A 20805-nucleotide genomic window follows, 5' to 3' on the forward strand; every position below is an offset into this window, starting at 1 on the left:
CTTAGCATGGCTGATTTATGTCGAATAATAAATCAATAACAGGCAAGCATGATCCCAATACTGAATGCTATTAATAAATACTATTATTACCTTTGTTTATGTCTCAACTGGATTTAACGGCTCCTGGTCGTGTCACTTATTTTGTAGAGGTTATTTTGCCATTGGCGATTGCTAAGTCCTATACCTATCGAGTTCCTTTTGAATTGAATGATAAGGTAGCAGTAGGAGTTCGGGTGATCGTACAGTTCGGTAAGAACAAGATTTATTCAGCTGTGGTCAAGAATATCACGACTGAACCTCCTCATCAATATGAAGCCAAATATATCTTAGATGTTGTAGACAATGATCCCATTGTCAATGAAACTCAATTGCAGATGTGGGATTGGATCGCAGAATACTACATGTGTTATGTAGGTGATGTGATGCAGGCGGCTTTGCCAGCAGCCCTAAAAATGGCCTCTGAAACTAAAATCGTCGCATCAGACGACCCTAATTTAGATCGTTCTTCGCTTTCAGATAAAGGCTATATGATTCTTGAAGCCTTGGATCTTGCTGGTGAGTTGACGGTAAACGATGTCATCAAAATCTTAGGTCAAAAAACGGTATTCCCTTTATTGAGGAACCTATTTGAACATGGATATATCCTGATCTCTGAAGAAATCAAGCAGAAATATAAGGCAAAAACCAAAGCTTTTCTGAGGTTAGCTTCCGAATTCAATGATCCGGAGGGTAGACGGGAATTATTGGATAGTTTAAATCGAGCTCCCAAGCAACAGGATGCAATCATTGCATTTCTCCAACTTATCAAAACAAAGAATGATGTCAGCAGACAGGATATCATGGAAGTATCCGGTTCAGGAGCTGGTGCAATAACCGCCCTGATCGATAAAGGTGTCTTTACAGTTGAGGAAAAGTTGGTCAGTAGATTTGAGGGTACTGATGTTCTGTTATCTCCAGACTTTAGTTTTAGTCCAGCCCAAGAACAGGCCTTTGATGAAATCAATAATTCCTTTGCTGAGAAAGATGTTGCCTTGCTCCATGGAGTAACGGCTTCTGGAAAGACCCAAATTTTTATCCGTTTGATTGAGGCTGTGCTTCGAGAGGGTAAATCTGCATTGTACCTACTACCGGAGATTGCCTTGACAGCACAGATAACTGAACGCTTGAAATTGCATTTTGGGGATCAATTGGGTGTTTACCATTCAAAATTCAATGACAATGAGCGTGCAGAAGTATGGCATAAAGTAAATAAGGGTGAGTTTAAGGTAGTCATTGGCGCGAGATCCTCTGTTTTCCTTCCTTTCCATAACCTAGGGTTGATTATTGTGGATGAAGAACATGAGAACTCCTATAAACAATATGATCCTGCTCCAAGGTATCATGCACGAGATACGGCAATTTACTTGGCTCATCAGCATCAAGCAAAAGTACTATTGGGTTCTGCTACCCCTTCAGTGGAGAGCTATTACAATGCTAAGGCTGGTAAATATGGTCTGATTGAATTGACGGAACGATTTGGTGAGGCCAAGCTGCCGACAATCGAAATTGTGGATATTGCCGAAGCTGGCCGAAAGGAAGAGATGTACTCTTATTTTAGTCTGAAGCTATTGAAGGCCATTGAAGAAACTGTTCAAAATAAAGAGCAGGTGATCCTGTTTCAAAATAGAAGAGGACATACGCCATTTTTGCAATGTGGCACTTGTGGTTATGTGGCTAAATGTGTGAACTGTGATGTTAGTTTGACTTACCATAAAACCAGTAACCTGATGCATTGCCATTATTGTGGCTTTTCAGAAGAACTGGTGCAGACTTGTCCTGCCTGCGGATTGCCAAATATGCAGAGCAAAGGTTTTGGAACAGAACGAGTGGAAGAGGAGTTGGAAATCCAACTGCCTGATCTGCGAATTGGACGCCTTGACCTGGATTCCACGAAAGGGAAATATGGTTTTGATAAAGTCATTTCGGCTTTCGATAATCAAGAGTTCGATGTGCTGATCGGAACGCAGATGATCACGAAAGGACTTGATTTTGGTAATGTCAGCTTAATTGGGATTATTAACGCCGATGGAATGATCAACTTTCCAGATTTTAGGGCTTATGAGAGGGCATTCTCTTTGTTCTCACAGGTCTCAGGGCGTGCCGGAAGAAGGCAGTCGGAGGGAAGAGTGATTATTCAAACCAATACTCCAAACCATCGCATCCTCGAGCAGGTCACCAATCATGACTACATGGCCATGTTTATGGCTGAAATTACGGAAAGAAAGAATTATCAATATCCACCTTTTTATAGATTGATCAAGCTTGATGTAAAACATACCGATCAAGATCTTGTACATGATGCAGCAAAGAGATTAGCGTCCCTACTGAGACAGCAGTTAGCTGAACGTGTCCTTGGGCCAGAACCCCCGCTTGTCGCTCGGGTAAGGAATAACTTTATTCAGACCATTACCTTGAAGATTGAACGGAAAAACATTTCTATTTCGAAAGTAAAGGAACTCATCAAACAGGCATTATTGCATTTTGAATTGGATAAGAAAAACAAGGGCGTCCGCGTTCAGATCGATGTAGACCCTTATTGATTGGATTTCAATAAATCACGCTTTTTAATCTGCTTTTCTGCCTTTCTTTTTTGCCCTTTTACCTTATTGCGCCAAACCACAAATCCTGTAATTGGTAAGCTCGCGCAAATTAAAGAAATAAGAAAAGCCAGGATTTTCGTTGGCAACCCAGAAATATTGCCCGTATGAATGTCGTAATTTAATGTCCCAATTCGGTCACCGGCTTTTAAATTTTCGGAAGAAGTTACCTTTTCAATACTGTTTTCTTTTTTATTGAAGTAATACCATCTAAAATCACCAGTCTTCATTTCCGTCATCCTGATCTGAACATCAAAAGTTTCGTCTTCTTCTTTACTACTTCTAATGGACATCATTCCAGCATTGGAATACTTTTCCAATAGGAAGTGGAGCGCATTATCAAGCTGTTCACCCTCTGGATAATAGTTGGGGATTTTAAAAGGTTCTCCTTCAAGCTTCTTGATTTCAGAGCCATCAAAGGAATTGAAAAATGAAATGTAGGCCTTTTTAAAGGAAGGATAGGTAAAAACCAGACCCGTGATAGCTAAAACCAATGAAATTAGAAAAGAATAAAAGCCTAAAACATTGTGCAAATCATAGTTTAGCCTTTTCCATTTCGATTTCCAATCTATCCATAAACTGCGTTTCAACGGTTTTCCTTTCCATCTTTTTGGCCACCAAACCACCATTCCAGAAATTAGGATGACGACAAAAATTATTGTTGAGATTCCAACAACCCATGTCCCGTATTTTTTGCCCAACAACAGGTTCATGTGCATCTGCAAAATAACTTGGAAAAACTCGGTTTTCGAATTCTCCACAAAGAGTAGATCTCCAGTGTATGGATTTAAAAAGATCCTTTTATAGGTCTTGAAGTAATTCCAATAACCAAATGCATCGGGATCAATTTCCTGAACACGAAAAATCCAACTCCTGTTTTTTTCCGGATACAGATCAACCCTAGAAATGGACTCGCCATCATTTAATTGTTTGCTGGCAATTTCTTTAAGTTGACTTAGGGGGAGGGCATCACTAGAATGATAGCGTTGATCTAAAATATATCGATCAGGATAACAAACTAACTTTAGCTCATCAAAGAACGTGTATACACAACCAGTCAGGCCTAAAATGACAACAACGATTCCTGTTGTGAGGCCTAACCATTTATGCAACCAAAGGATGAAGCTTTTTACCATTTAAAATCGATAATTAATATTTAATGATGCGGTAGTCCCAGTACCTTTTACATATTCTGCATCCACCGCCCTGTACTGACTGATGACCGGGTAATAATCCTTGTTCAATAGGTTTTCCACACCAAGTCCAAGTCCCCATTGTTTGTTGATCCTGTAGCTCGCTGATAAGTTGAAGAGGTCTATGGTTTTGATCGGACCTTCGCTGTTTTTGTAAAGGCCTTTATCATTGCGTTCAAAACGATCTCTAGAACCTGTATGTATCCAATGTAATTGTAGATTTAATGCATCAGTCGGTGTATAGATCAGGTAGGCTGTAGCTTTGTTCGGAGCTATCCTCGTGCCGTTGAGGTAGTGAGATACCTGTTCAGAGTCCTCTGCTTTTCCTTCCACGTGAGCAAATGTTCCGCCTATGGTCCATTGCTTGGAAAGCTCGGCATTCAAAGTAAATTCTAGTCCCTGTACTTTTTCAGGTAGGCGCTGTGCCACTAAATATCCGCCAACATCTACTAATTCAACCCCCATCTTTGAAGTGCTATAGTAATAGGATGCCGAGAAATTGAATATACTGTAATGGCTAGAAAATCCTATCTCGTAGTTATTGGTGATTACTGGGTCAGTTTTGATACTATCCAGATCATTGTCGGTTGCCCTTCTTACGATTCTTCCCAACTCGTTGATGGCAAAGCCTTGGGAGAAGCTAATGAATGGATTGAAAATTTCATATTTATTGTATCGAAGTCCAGCGTTGAATGTTGCACCTTTATAGGGTATTTTTCCTCCAGTCACCGCGATACTGCCTTCGTTGTTAGGACCTGTAGCGATAGTATTGAAATCCTTGATTTTCACCGTAGCATTTTCATACCTTACACCTCCCTTTAAAATCAGGTTTTCTAACACATCAATACGCAATTGAGCATATGGCGCTATGTTCACCATATTCATATCTGGGATATAGATGCGTCCATCCGTTAAATTTTGGTCAGTTACATCATTCAGCAGGTCTAATCCGTAGGTGATATCGGAATTGGCATTGAATAGCTTAAAGGGTGTGTTCAGGTTAAGCCTTAAACCTTTTTTCTCTGAATTAATTTGTGTTTGCCCCGGGCCATACCAAGCAGTTCCTTTCTCAATATATCTATTCATTGAGCGAAAAGTATTATAATACAAGGAAGCCTGAATGGAAGTAGAACCTATTAAATTATTATTGAAATAACTTAACATGGCATTATGGTTATATGGAGTACCTGTAGGTTTTCCTGGATCTTCACCTTTGATTCCAATAGTCGGTGTTTGCCCATATTTACCGGTTTGACTAATGTACTTGGCATGTTGGGAACTGTTGAAAAAATTATACAAGACAGTAACTCCTGAATTCTCATTAATATCATATCCTACCTTCAAAAAGGCATTGTACTGATGTGAATTCGATAGACCGTCCACCTGACCAAGAGCAATGCCATCGGCATCCCGCTGGAGACCATTATACTCAGCTGTACCACTGATTGTATAATTCCATTTATCTGCCCTTCCAAATAATGTTTGATCAAATCGATATCCAATCGTCTCTGAAGAATGTAGAGGGTTTATGGTGCTTCTAAGATTACTGCTTCCAGAAATTGCCTTGTTTGCATCCTTATTGGTTTTTGTAATATAATTGATAATACCTCCGGCAGAACCATTACCATAAATGGATGTTGCCCCTTTGATTACTTCCACTCTTTCAATTACTGAAGGATCAATAGATCTGATATCTCTAGCACCATTCATTAACGGAGTAGACTGCGGAATTCCATCAATAAGCACTAGAACAGACCTGCCCCTTAGGGTTTGTCCGGTATTGGTTGCCTTATTGCTACTTACCCCTAAACCAGGAATGCTGTTACCCAAAATATTGGAAATATTCGTGTTGATTTGGCTTTGAGCTTCAATCTCTTTACTCGTTAATATCGAAATGGAGGATGGGACTGTTGAAATATGTTCAGGTTTGCGACTTGCTGTAACTACGATCTCATCTAAATCATTTTTTTCCTGCAGGGTAAAGATCAGTGGCTGTTTTACAGTGTCAGGTGAAACGGTATGAAATAGGGTTAAATAGCCCGAATGGCTGATCTGTAGGTTTAATGGTAGTTTGAACTGTTCATAATTGATAAGGACTGATCCATTATTATCTGTTTTTCCTATGGTTTTTCCATTTACCTTAATGTTAACATCGGCTTGTCTACCCGAGTTTTCATTATTTACCTGGATTTCCAGTTGTTGGGCGGTTAAAGAAATTGGAAAAATCAGGAACAGTAAAAGCTGGGTTTTCGTTAACAATTTGTATAGGTAGTGCATCTTATTTTTATTTAGAACAATTATAAATTGCGCCAAATTTATATAATCTCCCCTTATTTACAAAAGCCCAGATTAAATAATATTATATTTTTTTGTTATTAAGCTATTTACTCTTGGCAATCCGCCTAATTTATATTTCCCCCAGGTACAAACTATTTGTACAATTATAGCTGCCGTCATTAGATAAAAAAGCAACATACATATGATAAATCGCATTCTTATTGTGTTTCCTTAAGAAGAGTTGTTGTTGTCTTTCCACTAAAAGGTTCCCATTTACCATACCGTAGATTTTATTGGGCCCATTAATTTCCGGTTGAAGTAGGATCATGATCCTATAACCTTCCATATCATAAGCACTAGATAGAACTTTATCGTAATCCCAAGAAATCCTAAATGAATCCGAATCATGACATAAGTTGATTTTGACATCCTGGATCGGATTTTCAAAACCTCTACTGATACTGAATTTCTCCCAATTCAGTTCAAACCTAGATTCCTTTTCAAGAACGGAATGTTTAAAATTATACGACATGGCAGCTTGATAGCTGGTCCATCCATTATGATAATTTTTAAACCCTAACCGGATATAGGGGAGGATCTCCGCAATGTATGCTTTGAGAAAATTAAATTTGGAGTCTGACTTTTTCTTTGGAAAGATCCTTTCCTTGGTCAATCTTAATTGAGTTGGGTTTGTCGCGATTGGACTTTTGTTACTACTGTAAACAAAAAATCCCACCTTTCCATTAAGTGGGATTTTATTTCCATTTTTTAAAGTTGCCATATCACACCTGTTTGTTCTATTCTAAACTTACAAAACAACAGCCTTCAAAGCAAGTTAACATGAAATTAAATTTCTTTTAAGTAAATGTTATTAATCTACTTTTTTACTCTTGATACTTTAAATGGTTTCTTCACAGCCTTTTTTGCGGCTTCCTTTACAATCTTCGCCTGTAGATCCGTCACCTTTTCGGGTTTATAGTCTGTTTTCGTGGGATCAAGGTCGAAAAGTTTAGCATACCAAGTCAGTGCAGCCGCAAATCTACCATAGTCCAGGTTCAAGTGATAACCATCGCGAGTGAATTGGTCACCAATGGAACTGGTCCTTCCATTCTGGATGGTAGTGCCATCAGGAACGATAAAGGCATAATCACCAGTTTTTTCTAATCTCGACGTGACGCTCATGATGCTGTCGTACATGTTTTTCTGACTATTGTCATAGTTAGTAAAGCCTTCATGTTTAGAGTCCTGTTGGTAGGCCCATGTTTGGTGATAAACGAGTTTGGTATCTGGATGGACATGTGCAAATACATACGTCCAAAGGTCGGTTAAGGTTTGCATAACGACATTGTACTTTCCAGAAAGTGGTGAAGCCTGTTGCAAACTTACATAATCCCAGTTTTCATCTGCCAAGGCATCTTCAATACTGGTCTGTTCCGTAGTCTTTTTGGAACCGTCCATGCTTATTTTTCGATAGCTGTATGCTTTCAGGTTATTGTGGGCATTTTTAAGGTGCAGGTCTAGTGGCGCACCTCCGATATATAAATTGCCAATAACAATCTTTTTGCCTGCAGCAGTGGATAACTCATGTAGGTAATTTTCTAGGGCATCCTCGGAGAAGCTATTCCCTATCGCAAGAACCTTCATGACATCATCATCGTTCGGAGAAGTCTCCTGAGCAAGTACTACTTGAAACTGCAGTAATATGATAAACAGATAAATAGTCAGTTTTTTCATTCTATCAATTTTTTGGGTGAGGGCCAGGAATATTATTTTTTAATTTCCTAGACGTATAAAAGTACAAAAAATAAAGCTTAGGGATATTTTCTTTCTCATTTTTCAGAACCGTTCTGAGCTTGAATGTTTTGCATTTTAACCTTAATAATATGGTAAAATAAGGGTAATTTTGAGACATATGGCTTATAAGTTTATAGACAATTACCGGGAACAGGGCGCAAGGAAGCAGTTGGTGAAACATCTCGAAAAACGTGGGATTGAAGATAAGAAGGTGTTGCAGGCAATTGCAAAAGTCCCTCGTCATTTCTTTTTTGATGAAACCTTCTGGAACCAAGCTTACCGGGATATTGCATTTCCAATCGGTGATGGCCAGACGATTTCCCAACCCTACACCGTAGCTTATCAAAGCCAATTGCTGCACATCAAAAAAGGTGATAAAGTCCTGGAGATCGGTACGGGTTCTGGTTATCAGACCTGTATCCTTATGGAATTGGGAGCTGATGTGTATACCATTGAGCGTCAGGAAAACCTTTACCATCGAACCATTCAGGTATTGCCCTATATGGGCTATAAGCCAAACTTTTTCTTGGGCGATGGTTCCAAAGGTATCCCCGAAAAAGCACCCTATGACAAAATCATCGTAACTGCCGGGGCTCCCTTTGTACCTGAAAAAATGCTGAAACAACTTCGTTTGGGAGGTCTTTTGGTTATCCCTGTAGGTGATGAGAAATTCCAAAAAATGGTCACCATCCTTCGAGTAGGTGAAAACGACTTCGAAAGAATCGAACTCGATACCTTCAGGTTCGTGCCTCTTGTAGGGGATCAGGCTTGGTGAGTAAGGACAACAGACATTAGACAACAGACAATAGACGCTTAAATGCGTCTTTTTTTGTCTTAAAATTAAGGTAGGATGTATATATAGACAGTTCAGGATTACTTAATTCAATTTTGATGCTTGATTTAGGTGAAAATAAGCAGGATTAATAATTGCAAAATGCTTTTAAACATGCATTTTCTATAGTCTGTTGTCTGTTGTCTGTTGTCTTTTCCCTACCTTAGCTCCTATGAGTGCAGATTTCTACCAAAGCAATGTCAATAGGACCAAAGAGGAAATAAAATCATTAGAGAAGCAAATCAATAAAAATGCCTTTCTCCGTTTGGGGCTAATGGTCCTTGGGGCTATAGGTATTTGGCAACTGTTCTCCCTGAACAATATCTTTCTGGTCTTGGGTGCTTTTCTATTGGTTATCTTTCTCTTTGCATTCCTGGTATATAGACAGGCAAAGGTGGATCGAAAACTGCAGGAGGCTAAAGTCTTTTTGAGTGTCAATGAAAATGAACTGCATGTTCAAGACCGTAAGAAGAACATGTACGATGATGGGGAGGCATTCGAAGACCCTAAACACCCCTATAGTTCAGACCTGGATATATTCGGCCCTAATTCCTTGTTCGAGCTGGTCAACCGTTGTGCGACAAAAGATGGAGTTGCGGTTTTGCATTCATGGATGGACGCTCCATCTAACAAAAAAGAGATATCTGCAAGGCAGGAAGCGGTTCAGGAACTGAAAGCAGACCCTGAACATCTGCAGGCTTTCCAAACCAAAATGTTGTTCAATCTAGGCTCCAAGATCAACTTAAGATCCTATATCTATAGCTATTTCCACGATAAATCTTTCCAATTTGGCAACGCCTTCTATAGAATGTATGTTCCCATAGTTCCATGGATATTTTTGGCTGGAATCTTGTTTTCTGTGTTTGTCCATAATATCGGAGGCTATCTCCTAGGCTTAGGCATCATCCACCTGTTATGGACGATGGTCCAAGCCGGCAAGGTCAGCCATTTCTCCAATAAGATCGATAAGATTGGCGTATCATTGATTGGATTTGCCGATGCCATCAAATTGATGGAAGATAAAAAGTATACAGCTGCCTTAAATCAGGAGCTTCAAAAAAAGATCGAAGTAGAAGCTCAGCAAAAGAAACTTTCCAGTATCATCAATGAACTGGGTAAGTTGATCGATAAATTGGACGTACGTAATAATATGCTGATAGGTGCCATCCTAAACATGCTTGCCCTGTGGGATTTTAAGCAGGTCATGGCCATCAGCAAATGGAAAGATCAATATGAAGATTCCATTCTGTCCGGTTTTGACGCTGTGGCAAAATATGAAAGTCTGGTTTCTTTATCCATCCTTGCGTACAACCATCCAGATTGGACACAGCCAAGTATTTTGGAGGATTTTGAAAAAGACCAACTCTTTGCTGAAGATATCAATCATCCCTTGATCCCAGCCAATAAATCCATCGCTAATGATTATGATGCCCATGACCATAAAATAGCGCTCATCACAGGCTCCAATATGGCCGGTAAGAGTACTTTCCTAAGGACAATAGGTATAAATGCGGTATTAGCCTATACTGGTGCTGTAGTCTGTGCCAAGAAGTTCGCCCTCCCTATCTATCAATTGGTGACATACATGCGGATCAAGGACTCCTTGAACGAGAGCACTTCAACCTTTAAGGCCGAATTAGATCGCATGAAATTTATCTTGGAGCGGGTACAGGATATTAAGTCAAGCTATTTCTTGATCGATGAAATGTTAAGGGGAACCAATTCCGTGGATAAATATTTAGGATCAAAAGCGATCATCAAGAAGTTGATTGAACTACATGGACGCGGAATGTTGGCCACCCATGACCTTCAACTTTCTGAACTCGTTAATGATTATCCGGGATACCTTAAAAATTATCATTTTGATATACAGGTGCATGGTTCTGAAATGTTGTTTGATTACAAATTAAAGGATGGTGCATGTACCATCTTTAACGCTTCGATGCTGCTGAAAGGCATCGGAATAGTCGTAGAAAGCGAAAAAGTTGATTAACTTTGCGGCTCAATTCATAAAATGACTATTCAAGAACGTATCGATCAAAGTGAAACACGAATTACCATGACTGTGTTTCCTTCCCTTACCAATCATCATGACACCTTGTTCGGTGGTAAAGCCATGGCGATCATGGATGAGGTTTCCTTTATGTGTGCTACACGTTTTTGTAGAAAATCCCTAGTTACAGTATCTACAGACAAAATCGATTTCCATAAAGCTATACCTTCTGCAAGCATTGTAGAAGCTGTAGCCCGTGTAGAGACCGTCGGAAGGACAAGCCTAAAGGTTTATGTAGAAATCTTTAGAGAAGGTATGTATGAAGATGGTCGCGAACTGGCGATCCAAGGCCGTTTTACCTTCGTAGCTTTGGGAGATGACAAAAAGCCTATTCCAGTCTTGGAAGGTTTGGATGTAGAATAATTCCTATTCAATCTTTGCCCTTGCATATTGAGGTGCCCAGCTCTGCTCTACGCCCAATTCTTGGGCCCAAGTGTAGACAAGGTGGGGATGACGCAAGAATTCCCTGCCCAATAAAATCAGATCTGCAGCACCTCGATCTAGGATGTCCTGTGCCTGTTTGGCACTAGTGATCAAGCCTACAGCTCCTGTCCCAATCCCACTGGCTTGTTTGACCTGATCGGAAAAGGGTATCTGATAGCCTGGTTCAACTGGGATTTTCTGGAAGGATACAGCTCCTCCAGAAGAAATATCAGCCACTTCAACAGCTTTCCCTTTCAAGAGGTGGGTCAATTTAACTGTCTGTTCAATGTCCCAACCGCCATCTGCCCAATCGGTCGCCGATAAGCGGACCCATAGCGAATGCTCAGTTTTTAAAACTGATTTGATGGCATCTACGATTTCCAACAGAAACCTGACCCTGTTTTCGAAGCTACCTCCATACCCATCTTCCCTGAAATTGACCAGAGGTGAAAGGAACTGATGGATCAAATAGCCATGGGCGGCATGGATTTCTATGATCTGGTAACCAGCCTCAACTGCTCTTGCTGCTGCGTCCTTAAATTGGGCAATGATTTCTTGGATCTCGCTCTGGCTTAAACCAATGGGTGGATGTTCTTTTTCATGGTATGGAATAGGAGAGGGAGCAACAGTCTGCCAACCATGTTCCTCATCTGGAGAAAATTGTTTCCTGCTTATCCACGGCAGATCCGTACTTGCCTTTCTTCCAGCATGTGCCAATTGGATCCCCGCTAGGCTTCCCTGACTTTTAATAAAATTGGTTATCTGTTTGTATTTTTTGATATGCTCATCCTTCCAAATCCCGAGATCGCCATAAGAAATCCTGCCTTCAGGACTTACTGCAGTCGCCTCTTGGATCACTGCTCCTGCACGTCCAATGGCAAATTGGCCGAGATGTACCAAATGCCAATCATTGGCAAAGCCATCAACTGCACTGTATTGGCACATTGGCGAAACAACGATTCTGTTTTTGAGTTCTAAATGGGAAAGTTTTAATGAAGAGAATAGGGAAGGGCTTGTCATCTGTTTTTCTGGGTTTAATAAATTCGACCTTTCATTAAATTTACAGATCATTTATCAAAAAAACAGCATAATTAGGGTTTATTGACTTTCAGAAAGCAATTGAACCCAAAAAGATCAATTTTTTATTATTCATTCCGGATGACCTCAGGTAATTCCTTCAGTTCTTCCTCCGTAAATAACCGATAGTGGATCTTGAACGTTTTTCCCATAGGGGTTTCCAATGAAAATCCTCCTGGTCCAAACCCATCCAGTACATCCAATGTAAAATGTGAAAACTTCCAGTATTCGAAAAGATCGCGGTCTACCCAAAACTCAAAACCTTCGACCAGGCCTATCATGGCATCGTTCATCCTGGGGTAAAATCCACCCTTTTCAAAGCACTGTGGTTGGGTTCCTTCACAACAGCCACCTGCTTGATAAAACATCAATGGGCCATGCTTTTCCTCTAATTCCTTGATTACGGCTTTCGCATTTTCGGTTACATCTATCCTTGAGATCATAATTCTAGCAGTTTTAAGAAAGGGGTTATAGAGCATAACCCCTTTTCACACATTTAACTATTAAACTCTATTAAAAGAATCCAAGCTTTTCTTTGCTGTATGAGATGAGCATGTTTTTAGCTTGACGGTAATAGGCTAACATCATTTTGTGGTTCTCACGTCCTATGCCGGATTGTTTATAACCACCAAATGGAGCACCAGCAGGATAACTGTGATATTGGTTTACCCAAACACGGCCAGCCTGAATGGCTCTAGGGACCATATAAAGTTCATGGGCATCACGGGTCCATACACCTGCTCCTAAACCATAAATGGTGTCGTTCGCAATGGCGATGGCCTCGTCTACATCCTTGAAGGTCGTAACGGCCAATACAGGGCCGAAGATCTCTTCTTGAAAAATGCGCATCTTATTGTTCCCTTTGAATAAAGTAGGCTTGATGTAGTAACCGTCGTCGATATCTCCACCTAAATGGTTTTCATCGCCTCCAGTCAATACTTCTGCACCTTCCTCTTTTCCTAATTTAATATAGGACATAATTTTGTCCTTCTGTATTTTGGAAGCTTGGGCTCCCATCATCACGGTTGGATCCAATGGGTTTCCAACTTTGATCTGGTTCACTCGTTCAATGACGCGCTCTATAAACTTGTCATAGATGGACTCTTGGATCAATAACCTAGATGGACAGGTACAAATCTCACCTTGGTTCAGGGCAAACAATACTGCTCCTTCGATTGCTTTGTCCAAAAATGAATCATCTTCGTCCATTACAGACTCAAAGAATACATTCGGTGATTTACCACCTAATTCCAAGGTAACCGGGATAATGTTCTCCGTAGCATATTGCATGACCATTCTACCTGTAGCAGTTGATCCAGTAAAGGCAGCTTTCGCTACTTTCGGATGGGTCACTAGATGCCTACCTAATTCTGATCCAAATCCATTTACTACGTTTATTACTCCCGGAGGAAGCAAGTCGCCAATGATTTCCATCAATACCATGATGGATGTAGGCGTACTCTCTGCCGGTTTGAGGACTACGGTACAGCCCGCAGCCAAGGCAGGAGCCAATTTCCATACGGCCATCAAGATCGGAAAGTTCCAAGGTATGATCTGTGCCACTACACCGATTGGCTCATTAACGATTAAGGATACCGTTTTGCTATCCAATTCAGATAATGATCCTTCTTCAGCTCGGATCACTCCACCAAAATAACGGAAATGATCAATTGCCAATGGAATATCGGCATTCAATGTTTCACGTACTGCTTTTCCATTGTCAATCGTTTCTACAATGGCAACCTGTTCCAAGTGCTGTTCAATACGGTCTGCAATCTTGAATAAAATATTGCTGCGTTCCGTTGATGAGGTCTTGCTCCAAGTTTCAAAAGCCTTGCTTGCTGCTTCAACAGCTTTATCAATATCCTCCTTTGTGGAATGGGCAACCTGTGTAAATGGTTTGCCATCTATAGGGGAGATATTGTCAAAATATTTTCCTTGAGTGGGTGGAACGAAGGTTCCATTAATGTAATTATCGTAACGCTCTTTGAACGTTGGTCTATTTAATGCGCTCATAGTTCTGTGTTTTTAATAGTTTATATTGGACTCTTTCTCAAATTTACCAAGAGGCAATTTTTTTATATAGCATTATCGTCGCTAATCATAGCATAATATTTTCAAATAGCTTGTTTTTTGATTTTGTTTACTTTTTTTTATTTTTGGTTAACAGCCAATTATAAAATAGAGTAGTATGGGAAAGAATAATTTAGTCCGAGAGCTTCCTTATTCGTCGGAGAGGGAATTGAACACGTTGGTTGAAAATAGACGTGCGTATACATTGAACAATTTTGAGTTGAATGTGTATGAAACTTATCAACCGAGCCACTTGGTACCCCTACAGTTTAATGATATGGTCATTATCAATATGCTGAAGGGAAAGAAAATTATGCACCTCGAAGATGTGCCTGCCTTTGATTATCTCCCTGGAGAAACCCTCGTGCTCCCTGCTGATAGATCCATGAAAATTGATTTTCCTGATGCAAAGATAATGGAGCCCACCCAATGTACGGCCTTGTTGATTTCTGCCGATAAAATCGAGGAAACCATTGATTACCTGAATAATGCATACCCTAAAATAAATAATAGCCTTTCTTGGGATTTCTCCTGGAACAAGTTCCATTTGGTAAATACCGATGAACTGGCAAGTTTGACCAATAAATTATTTAGCAATATGATCAGCGACGATCCTTTTAAGGATGTACTTGCAGATCTATTGTTCAAGGAGCTGTTGATTAGGATTATTCAGCAACAGCAATTAGGCGAACTGGTTGAACCTCATTCAACAGCTAATGATGAGATGTCTAACCTGAAAAGATATATTAGGGAAAACCTAACGGAAAGAATTACCATTGAAGACCTAAGCCGAAAGGCTAACATGAGCAAGGCTACGCTCTTTAGGATGTTTAAGGATGAATATGGGATTACTCCGATGGAGCTCGTCATTCGGGAACGCTTGCGGAAGGCAAAGGAAATGCTGAGTGCGAATATGTCTATTAAGGAGGTTTGTTACGCTTGTGGCTTTACCGATGTCAATTATTTCAGCCGATTATTCAAGGCTCGGGAAAATATGACTCCAGGTAATTACCAGCGAAAAATAGATATTAGCGTTTCATAGCGCGGTCCAATTCTCTCTTACTTTCACGCTCTTTAATGGTTTCACGCTTGTCGAAATCTTTTTTACCCTGTGCCAGGGCGATCTCTACCTTGGCAAAACCTCGATCGTTGATGAAGATGCGCAATGGTACAATGGTAAAGCCTTTTTCTTCTCCCTTTTCACGCAATTTCTTCAGCTCTTTCTTGGTTAAGAGCAATTTACGGTCTCTTTTGGATTCATGGTTATAGAATGATCCAAATGAATATTCAGCAATGTGCATGTTACGGATGTAAAGGCCATCTTCAAAAAAGGCACAGAAACTATCATTGATGTTTGCTTTGCCTTGACGGATGGATTTTATCTCGGTACCCAGTAAAGCTAAGCCCGCAACATACGTGTCAAGTAGGTGATACTCAAAGGATGCGCGTTTGTTTTTAATGTTAACCGTTGATGAAATTGCCATTTTTATTAATTATATTGAAGCACAAATGTAAGAATTTATGAAATTTTGCAAAATTTCCATGTAATATACACTAAACATTCTCTTAATATTAATTTAATTTTATGATATTTATATGTCAAATGAAACATGATTTGAGGTTTAAGTTTTGTATGTTTGCGTCGATTTTTTGTAAAGAAAGGTAGTAAAAAGTAATATAAACATGATTTAATTTATGTGAATAGAACTTGTTTTGTACCTTTGTGGGATTTTTGACGTTTTTTGTTAAAAGTTCAAAAAGTAAATATTATTGAGAAAATAGATACCTGACGAATGAGCAAGGGAAAATTAAACGAAAGAACTGCGCGGTTTTTAAATGGCGAGTTAGGAGATATCAAGTCAAAAAACTTATATGCTTATTTTAGACCGATCCAATCTAAACAGGATACCGAAGTAAAAATTGACGGCCGCAGAGTATTAATGTTTGGTTCGAATTCTTACCTAGGACTGACGACCGATCCTCGAATTATTAAAGCTTCTCAGGATGCCCTTGAAAAATACGGTACTGGCTGTGCTGGTTCCCGTTTTTTAAACGGTACGTTGGATATCCACGTGGAACTGGAAGAGAAACTTGCTGATTATGTCGGCAAGGAATCAGCTATCCTTTTCAGTACAGGTTTCCAATCTAACTTAGGACCCCTTTCTTGCTTAACGGGTCGTCATGACTACATCCTTTTGGACGAACGTGATCATGCCTCGATTATCGACGGCTCCCGTTTGTCATTCTCAAAAGTTATTAAATACGCTCACAACAATATCGAAGACCTGAGAGATAAAATCTCCCGCCTTCCTGAAGAAAGCTTTAAGTTGATTGCAACCGATGGTATCTTCAGTATGGAAGGTGATATCGTAAAATTACCTGAACTTGTTCAAGTAGCTAACGAGTTTGATGCTGCAATATTATGTGATGATGCCCATAGTTTAGGCGTAATCGGTCATAACGGTGCAGGTACGGCAAGCCACTTCGGTCTGACCGACCAGGTTGACTTGATCATGGGTACTTTCAGTAAATCCTTGGCTTCATTAGGCGGTTTCGTTGCGGCAGACAGTGATACAATAGAATTTTTGAAACACCGTGCCCGTTCATTGATGTTCAGTGCAAGTATGACGCCTGCTTCTGTAGCTTCAACATTGAAAGCATTGGAAATTATCCAGACAGAACCTGAGCATATAGAAAGATTGTGGGCGAATACCAACTATGCTAAAAAATTGTTGTTGGAAAACGGATTTGACCTTGGTGCTACCGAAAGCCCAATCTTACCTGTTTTCGTTAGAAACAACGAAAAAACATATATCGTTACTAAAATGCTTCAGGATGACGGAGTTTTTGTAAACCCTGTCGTTGCTCCTGCTGTTCCTGCTGAAGAATCCCTGATCCGTTTCTCCCTGATGGCTACACATACCTTCGATCAAATCGATGAAGCTGTCGAGAAAATGACCAAAGTGTTCAAAGCATTGGAAGTTGAAAGTTTTATTAGTGAATAAAATCAGATAAAAGTGATTACTATAGTTCCTGTTGAAAGCAAAAAACAAAGAGCAAAATTTATCGATTTTCCTCATGACCTTTATGAAGGAGATCCAAATTATGTTCCAGAGCTTTTTGTTGCACAGGATGATATGTTGAATCCCGCTAAACACCCGTTCTATAAGCATTCATCCGTGCAATTGTTCTTGGCTTATCAAGATGAAAAGATTGTCGGGCGGATCGCAGCAATTTACAATACAAACCATAATCAGTTTAATAATGTAAATGAAGGGCAATTCGGTTTCTTTGATTGTGTAAATGATCAGGAGGTTGCCGATAAATTGTTCCAAGCTGCTGAAGCCTGGGTGAAAGGAAAGGGTGCAAACAATATGGTGGGGCCCATCAACCTGTCAACCAATGACAGCGTGGGTCTTTTGGTTGAAGGTTTCGATAGGCCTCCAATGGCCATGATGCCTTATAATCCTCCTTATTACCAAGATTTGATCTTAGCTGCCGGCTTCGTTAAGAAAGTGGACCTGAGGGCTTACCTGGTAAATAAGGAAAACTCAAATAAACGCTCTGTTCTCCTTTTGGATAAATTGGAAACTAGGCTGAAACGTTCTGGAATCATTCTGAGGGAAATCAACATGAAAGATTTCGCAAGGGAAGCTGACAAGATCAAGAAAGTCTATAATAAAGCCTGGGATAAAAACCTAGGGTTTGTTCCCATGACAGATGAGGAGTTTATGCATACCGCAAAAGATTTGAAAATGATCGTTGACCCTAAGTATTGCATTGTGGCAGAAAAAGGGGATGATATCATTGGATTTGCGCTAGGTATTCCAAATGTCAACGAAATCCAGATCAAGATCAAACGCGGCAGGTTGTTCCCAACCGGTATCTTCAAGCTATTGTTTGGCTTGAAAAAAGTAAAATCTGTAAGGGTTTTAATGTTAGGGGTACTGGACAATTACAGGAAATTAGGTATTGAAGCCTGTCTTTACGGACGGATCATCAAGAATGCAATCCCATCGGGAATCGTCGAAGCGGAATGTTCCTGGATGTTGGACCACAACTACCTCATGAATCACGCTATTGAACAGATCAACGCTGAATTTTATAAGCGCTATCGCCTTTTCGAAAAAGCGATATGAAAAAAAAGATTTTCATAACTGGTGCGAGTGGTTTTGTTGGCTCTCACCTTGTTGAGGCTGCCCAAAACCTAGGTCTTGAGGTGCATGCTGCGGTTCGTAAATCCAGCAAAATCCAAGATATACAGCCCTATGTCGATCAGTTTGTCTATCCCAACCTGGGAAATCAGGAAGAATTAAAAGCACTTTTCGAAAAAGAACAGTACCATTATATCATCCATGCCGCTGCAATGACTAAGGCTAAAGATGAAAATATAATGCGGGAAGTCAATGTTGGCTATACAGATGCTATTCTGTCGGCGGCAACTGCGGATATCATGCCTTTGGAAAGGATCAGTTACGTAAGTAGCTTGGCAGCCATCGGTCCGATTCCCTACACCAGTGACCAATTGATCACCGAATCAACGCCATATCGCCCATTGACGGTGTATGGCAGGAGCAAGGAAGCTTCTGAATTGATGATTCAGGATAAATATCCCGATGCCCCAATTTCCATATTCCGCCCAACGGCCGTATATGGACCCCGCGAAAAGGATATTTTTATCCTTTTCGATACAATGAACAAAGGATTGGACCCCTATATCGGGAAAAATCCACAGAAATTGAGTTTTATCTATGTCAAGGACCTTGTAGACGTACTGTTGAAAGGTTGCATGGTAAAACAAGATGGACTCCAGACGTATAATATCAGTGATGGCGAGGTCTATTCCCGATATGCCATGGCTGAGATTTTCAAGGAAGTCCTGAACAAACGACTATTCAGAATGCATGTTCCTTTAAGTCTGGTGAAAAGCGTTGCCGAACTCTCACAAAGACTATATCGCAACTCATCCAAAACTCCCGTCATCTACCCTGAAAGACTAAGAGAGCTAACCGCAGAAAACTGGGGTTGTGATATAACACATGCAATGCAGAACTTAAACTTTGATCCCCAATATAAATTGGATGAAGGATTGAAGGAGAGTTTATTTTGGTATAAAGAAAATAAGTGGCTCTAAATTTTCAGTTGAAATGAGTGGACAAAAAATTAATAAAAAGCTTTTTCAAGACAGAAAGCGTACTAATATTTTAAGTAATCCGGAACAGAAGTTAATATCCTATCTCGTTCCAAAGATCCCCGCATGGATATCTTCTGATGGCCTGACTGCCATCGGTCTTTTCGGTTCTTTTATGATCCTGGGAAGTTTCTTGCTTGCGGAATATGTGAACATTAATTTCCTTTTCCTGGGTATCGTAGGTTTCTTCGTACAGTGGTTCGGAGACTCTTTGGACGGAAGGATCGCTTTCTATAGGAATAAATCCCGTAAATGGTATGGTTTTGCGCTTGACATCGTCATGGACTGGATCTCAACCGTGATGATCGGACTAGGTTATGTTTTTTATGCAACCGGTGATTTTAAATACCTTGGCTTTACCTTGGTGGCATTATATGGATGGGCGATGATCATCTCCCAATTGAGGTATAGGATCACCGACAAGTATACGATCGATGCCGGATTATTAGGCCCGACCGAAATCCGTGTCATCATCAGTTTGGTCATGGTCTTGGAAGTTATCGTTCCTGGTTCCATTAACTATTCGGTATTGCTGATCTGTATTATCCTGTTCTTCATTAATATTACCGACACCAAGAAATTACTGGACCTTGGGGATGCAAAGGATCTGGAAGAAAAAGCAAACAAGCTAAAGGAAACAGAAATTAAAGAATAAGACATGTCCGACAAACTAAGGGTATTTCTCAGAGCACAGCTGTCCGCTTTTATTGGCGGACTTTCTGATTTTGGGATATACACGTTTTGTTATACGATACTGAAATTTTCTGCCCCCTTTTCCAACGTGATCTCGGGAAGCTTGGGTGCCATTGTTAATTTTACCATCAACCGGTATTGGTCCTTTGGGAATACACAGAAATCCATTGGTAGCCAACTGTGGAAGTTTATCATCGTTGTTGTCGGTAGCATTACCCTTAAATCCTTGGGGATCCATCTTTTGGTAGACATCTGGCATTTGCACTTCCTGCTGTCCAAACTTATAGTGGAGATCATTGTCTCTTTAGGGTTCAATTATACGCTCCAAAGGTTTTGGGTATTTAAGCAGTAGTTTATATATAGATAAGATATAAAGGCCATCTTGAAATATTTCAAGATGGCCTTTTTGTTTTTTGTTCAGGATGCTGGAGGGGAGGGAACCGGTTTTTGTTTCTTTTTGGATTGGAATTGAGGTGTTTTTTTGTGGCTCTCCTTCGGGACTCGTTCGGGGCATGTTCGGGAATGGTCCGGAGAGAACAGGTAAACCGGCCGGAGCGTACCCG

Annotated in this window: 18 protein-coding genes; 10 read left to right on the forward strand and 8 right to left on the reverse strand. The window is 40.2% G+C overall.

Annotation, left to right across the window (positions count from 1 at the left end):
• Window positions 1-98: 98 nt before the first annotated feature.
• The gene (gene priA, locus ACWICE_RS15605) at window positions 99-2579 is read left to right on the forward strand and encodes a replication restart helicase PriA (RefSeq protein ID WP_454298736.1); all 2481 of its coding nucleotides are present in this window, start codon (window positions 99-101) and stop codon (window positions 2577-2579) included.
• On the opposite strand, the gene ACWICE_RS15610 is transcribed toward priA, so the two are convergent.
• The 4 genes from ACWICE_RS15610 to ACWICE_RS15625 all read right to left on the reverse strand — a co-directional run bounded on the left by ACWICE_RS15610 (window position 2573) and on the right by ACWICE_RS15625 (window position 7840).
• Window positions 2573-3772: a PepSY-associated TM helix domain-containing protein gene (locus ACWICE_RS15610; RefSeq protein WP_454298737.1), complete on the reverse strand. Its 1200-nt coding sequence runs from the start codon at window positions 3770-3772 to the stop codon at window positions 2573-2575. The two genes, priA and ACWICE_RS15610, sit on opposite strands and share 7 nt — an antisense overlap.
• The gene (locus ACWICE_RS15615) at window positions 3773-6106 is read right to left on the reverse strand and encodes a TonB-dependent receptor (protein ID WP_454298738.1); all 2334 of its coding nucleotides are present in this window, start codon (window positions 6104-6106) and stop codon (window positions 3773-3775) included.
• Window positions 6107-6236: 130 nt separating this feature from the next.
• A complete protein-coding gene (locus tag ACWICE_RS15620) occupies window positions 6237-6887 on the reverse strand; it encodes a DUF6266 family protein (protein WP_454298739.1) in 651 nt (216 codons plus the stop codon).
• Between the two features lie 95 nt (window positions 6888-6982).
• Entirely contained in the window at window positions 6983-7840 is an 858-nt protein-coding gene (locus ACWICE_RS15625) for a DUF4886 domain-containing protein (RefSeq protein ID WP_454298740.1), read from the reverse strand.
• Window positions 7841-8018: 178 nt separating this feature from the next.
• On the opposite strand from ACWICE_RS15625, the gene ACWICE_RS15630 reads away from it, so the two are divergent.
• The 3 genes from ACWICE_RS15630 to ACWICE_RS15640 all read left to right on the forward strand — a co-directional run bounded on the left by ACWICE_RS15630 (window position 8019) and on the right by ACWICE_RS15640 (window position 11148).
• On the forward strand, window positions 8019-8675 hold the full coding sequence (locus tag ACWICE_RS15630) for a protein-L-isoaspartate(D-aspartate) O-methyltransferase (protein ID WP_093101430.1): 657 nt from the start codon (window positions 8019-8021) through the stop codon (window positions 8673-8675).
• A gap of 229 nt (window positions 8676-8904) precedes the next feature.
• The gene (locus tag ACWICE_RS15635) at window positions 8905-10725 is read left to right on the forward strand and encodes a MutS-related protein (protein WP_454298741.1); all 1821 of its coding nucleotides are present in this window, start codon (window positions 8905-8907) and stop codon (window positions 10723-10725) included.
• A gap of 21 nt (window positions 10726-10746) precedes the next feature.
• Window positions 10747-11148, forward strand: a complete 402-nt coding sequence (locus tag ACWICE_RS15640; RefSeq protein WP_185213468.1) for an acyl-CoA thioesterase — start codon at window positions 10747-10749, stop codon at window positions 11146-11148.
• A gap of 3 nt (window positions 11149-11151) precedes the next feature.
• Here ACWICE_RS15640 and ACWICE_RS15645 read toward each other — a convergent pair whose 3' ends face one another.
• From ACWICE_RS15645 to ACWICE_RS15655, 3 genes are all read right to left on the reverse strand, one after another.
• Window positions 11152-12228 (reverse strand): NADH:flavin oxidoreductase/NADH oxidase, encoded by a 1077-nt coding sequence (locus tag ACWICE_RS15645; RefSeq protein WP_454298742.1) that lies wholly within the window; start codon window positions 12226-12228, stop codon window positions 11152-11154.
• A gap of 125 nt (window positions 12229-12353) precedes the next feature.
• Window positions 12354-12728 (reverse strand): DUF779 domain-containing protein, encoded by a 375-nt coding sequence (locus tag ACWICE_RS15650; RefSeq protein ID WP_313191786.1) that lies wholly within the window; start codon window positions 12726-12728, stop codon window positions 12354-12356.
• 70 nt (window positions 12729-12798) lie between these two features.
• Window positions 12799-14301, reverse strand: coding sequence for an aldehyde dehydrogenase family protein (locus ACWICE_RS15655; RefSeq protein WP_454298743.1), 1503 nt, complete (start codon window positions 14299-14301; stop codon window positions 12799-12801).
• Between the two features lie 175 nt (window positions 14302-14476).
• On the opposite strand from ACWICE_RS15655, the gene ACWICE_RS15660 reads away from it, so the two are divergent.
• Complete coding sequence (locus tag ACWICE_RS15660; protein WP_454298744.1) at window positions 14477-15400, forward strand: helix-turn-helix domain-containing protein; 924 nt, start codon at window positions 14477-14479, stop codon at window positions 15398-15400.
• Here ACWICE_RS15660 and smpB read toward each other — a convergent pair.
• On the reverse strand, window positions 15387-15842 hold the full coding sequence (gene smpB / locus ACWICE_RS15665) for an SsrA-binding protein SmpB (RefSeq protein ID WP_185213473.1): 456 nt from the start codon (window positions 15840-15842) through the stop codon (window positions 15387-15389). The genes ACWICE_RS15660 and smpB overlap by 14 nt on opposite strands.
• A gap of 309 nt (window positions 15843-16151) precedes the next feature.
• Between smpB and spt the strand changes: the two genes are divergently transcribed.
• From spt to ACWICE_RS15690, 5 genes are read left to right on the forward strand one after another with little or no spacing between them, the layout of a single operon-like run.
• Window positions 16152-17363 (forward strand): serine palmitoyltransferase, encoded by a 1212-nt coding sequence (spt, locus tag ACWICE_RS15670; protein ID WP_185213474.1) that lies wholly within the window; start codon window positions 16152-16154, stop codon window positions 17361-17363.
• Between the two features lie 12 nt (window positions 17364-17375).
• Window positions 17376-18497 carry a hypothetical protein gene (locus ACWICE_RS15675; protein ID WP_254529458.1) on the forward strand — a complete coding sequence of 374 codons (1122 nt, stop codon included), beginning with the start codon at window positions 17376-17378 and terminating at the stop codon, window positions 18495-18497.
• Window positions 18494-19492 (forward strand): NAD-dependent epimerase/dehydratase family protein, encoded by a 999-nt coding sequence (locus ACWICE_RS15680; RefSeq protein WP_454298745.1) that lies wholly within the window; start codon window positions 18494-18496, stop codon window positions 19490-19492. The genes ACWICE_RS15675 and ACWICE_RS15680 overlap by 4 nt, the downstream gene beginning before the upstream one ends.
• A 13-nt stretch (window positions 19493-19505) precedes the next feature.
• Complete coding sequence (locus ACWICE_RS15685; protein ID WP_185213477.1) at window positions 19506-20204, forward strand: CDP-alcohol phosphatidyltransferase family protein; 699 nt, start codon at window positions 19506-19508, stop codon at window positions 20202-20204.
• 3 nt (window positions 20205-20207) lie between these two features.
• Window positions 20208-20594, forward strand: coding sequence for a GtrA family protein (locus ACWICE_RS15690; RefSeq protein ID WP_454298746.1), 387 nt, complete (start codon window positions 20208-20210; stop codon window positions 20592-20594).
• Window positions 20595-20805 lie beyond the last annotated feature (211 nt).

The sequence above is a fragment of the Sphingobacterium sp. NPDC055346 genome (assembly GCF_053645235.1).

Coding starts and splice junctions, on each gene's coding strand:
- priA (WP_454298736.1), top strand. CDS start 99: ATGTCTCAACTGGATTTAACGGCTCCTGGTCGTGTCACTTATTTTGTA.
- ACWICE_RS15610 (WP_454298737.1), bottom strand. CDS start 3,772: ATGGTAAAAAGCTTCATCCTTTGGTTGCATAAATGGTTAGGCCTCACA.
- ACWICE_RS15615 (WP_454298738.1), bottom strand. CDS start 6,106: ATGCACTACCTATACAAATTGTTAACGAAAACCCAGCTTTTACTGTTC.
- ACWICE_RS15620 (WP_454298739.1), bottom strand. CDS start 6,887: ATGGCAACTTTAAAAAATGGAAATAAAATCCCACTTAATGGAAAGGTG.
- ACWICE_RS15625 (WP_454298740.1), bottom strand. CDS start 7,840: ATGAAAAAACTGACTATTTATCTGTTTATCATATTACTGCAGTTTCAA.
- ACWICE_RS15630 (WP_093101430.1), top strand. CDS start 8,019: ATGGCTTATAAGTTTATAGACAATTACCGGGAACAGGGCGCAAGGAAG.
- ACWICE_RS15635 (WP_454298741.1), top strand. CDS start 8,905: ATGAGTGCAGATTTCTACCAAAGCAATGTCAATAGGACCAAAGAGGAA.
- ACWICE_RS15640 (WP_185213468.1), top strand. CDS start 10,747: ATGACTATTCAAGAACGTATCGATCAAAGTGAAACACGAATTACCATG.
- ACWICE_RS15645 (WP_454298742.1), bottom strand. CDS start 12,228: ATGACAAGCCCTTCCCTATTCTCTTCATTAAAACTTTCCCATTTAGAA.
- ACWICE_RS15650 (WP_313191786.1), bottom strand. CDS start 12,728: ATGATCTCAAGGATAGATGTAACCGAAAATGCGAAAGCCGTAATCAAG.
- ACWICE_RS15655 (WP_454298743.1), bottom strand. CDS start 14,301: ATGAGCGCATTAAATAGACCAACGTTCAAAGAGCGTTACGATAATTAC.
- ACWICE_RS15660 (WP_454298744.1), top strand. CDS start 14,477: ATGGGAAAGAATAATTTAGTCCGAGAGCTTCCTTATTCGTCGGAGAGG.
- smpB (WP_185213473.1), bottom strand. CDS start 15,842: ATGGCAATTTCATCAACGGTTAACATTAAAAACAAACGCGCATCCTTT.
- spt (WP_185213474.1), top strand. CDS start 16,152: ATGAGCAAGGGAAAATTAAACGAAAGAACTGCGCGGTTTTTAAATGGC.
- ACWICE_RS15680 (WP_454298745.1), top strand. CDS start 18,494: ATGAAAAAAAAGATTTTCATAACTGGTGCGAGTGGTTTTGTTGGCTCT.
- ACWICE_RS15685 (WP_185213477.1), top strand. CDS start 19,506: ATGAGTGGACAAAAAATTAATAAAAAGCTTTTTCAAGACAGAAAGCGT.
- ACWICE_RS15690 (WP_454298746.1), top strand. CDS start 20,208: ATGTCCGACAAACTAAGGGTATTTCTCAGAGCACAGCTGTCCGCTTTT.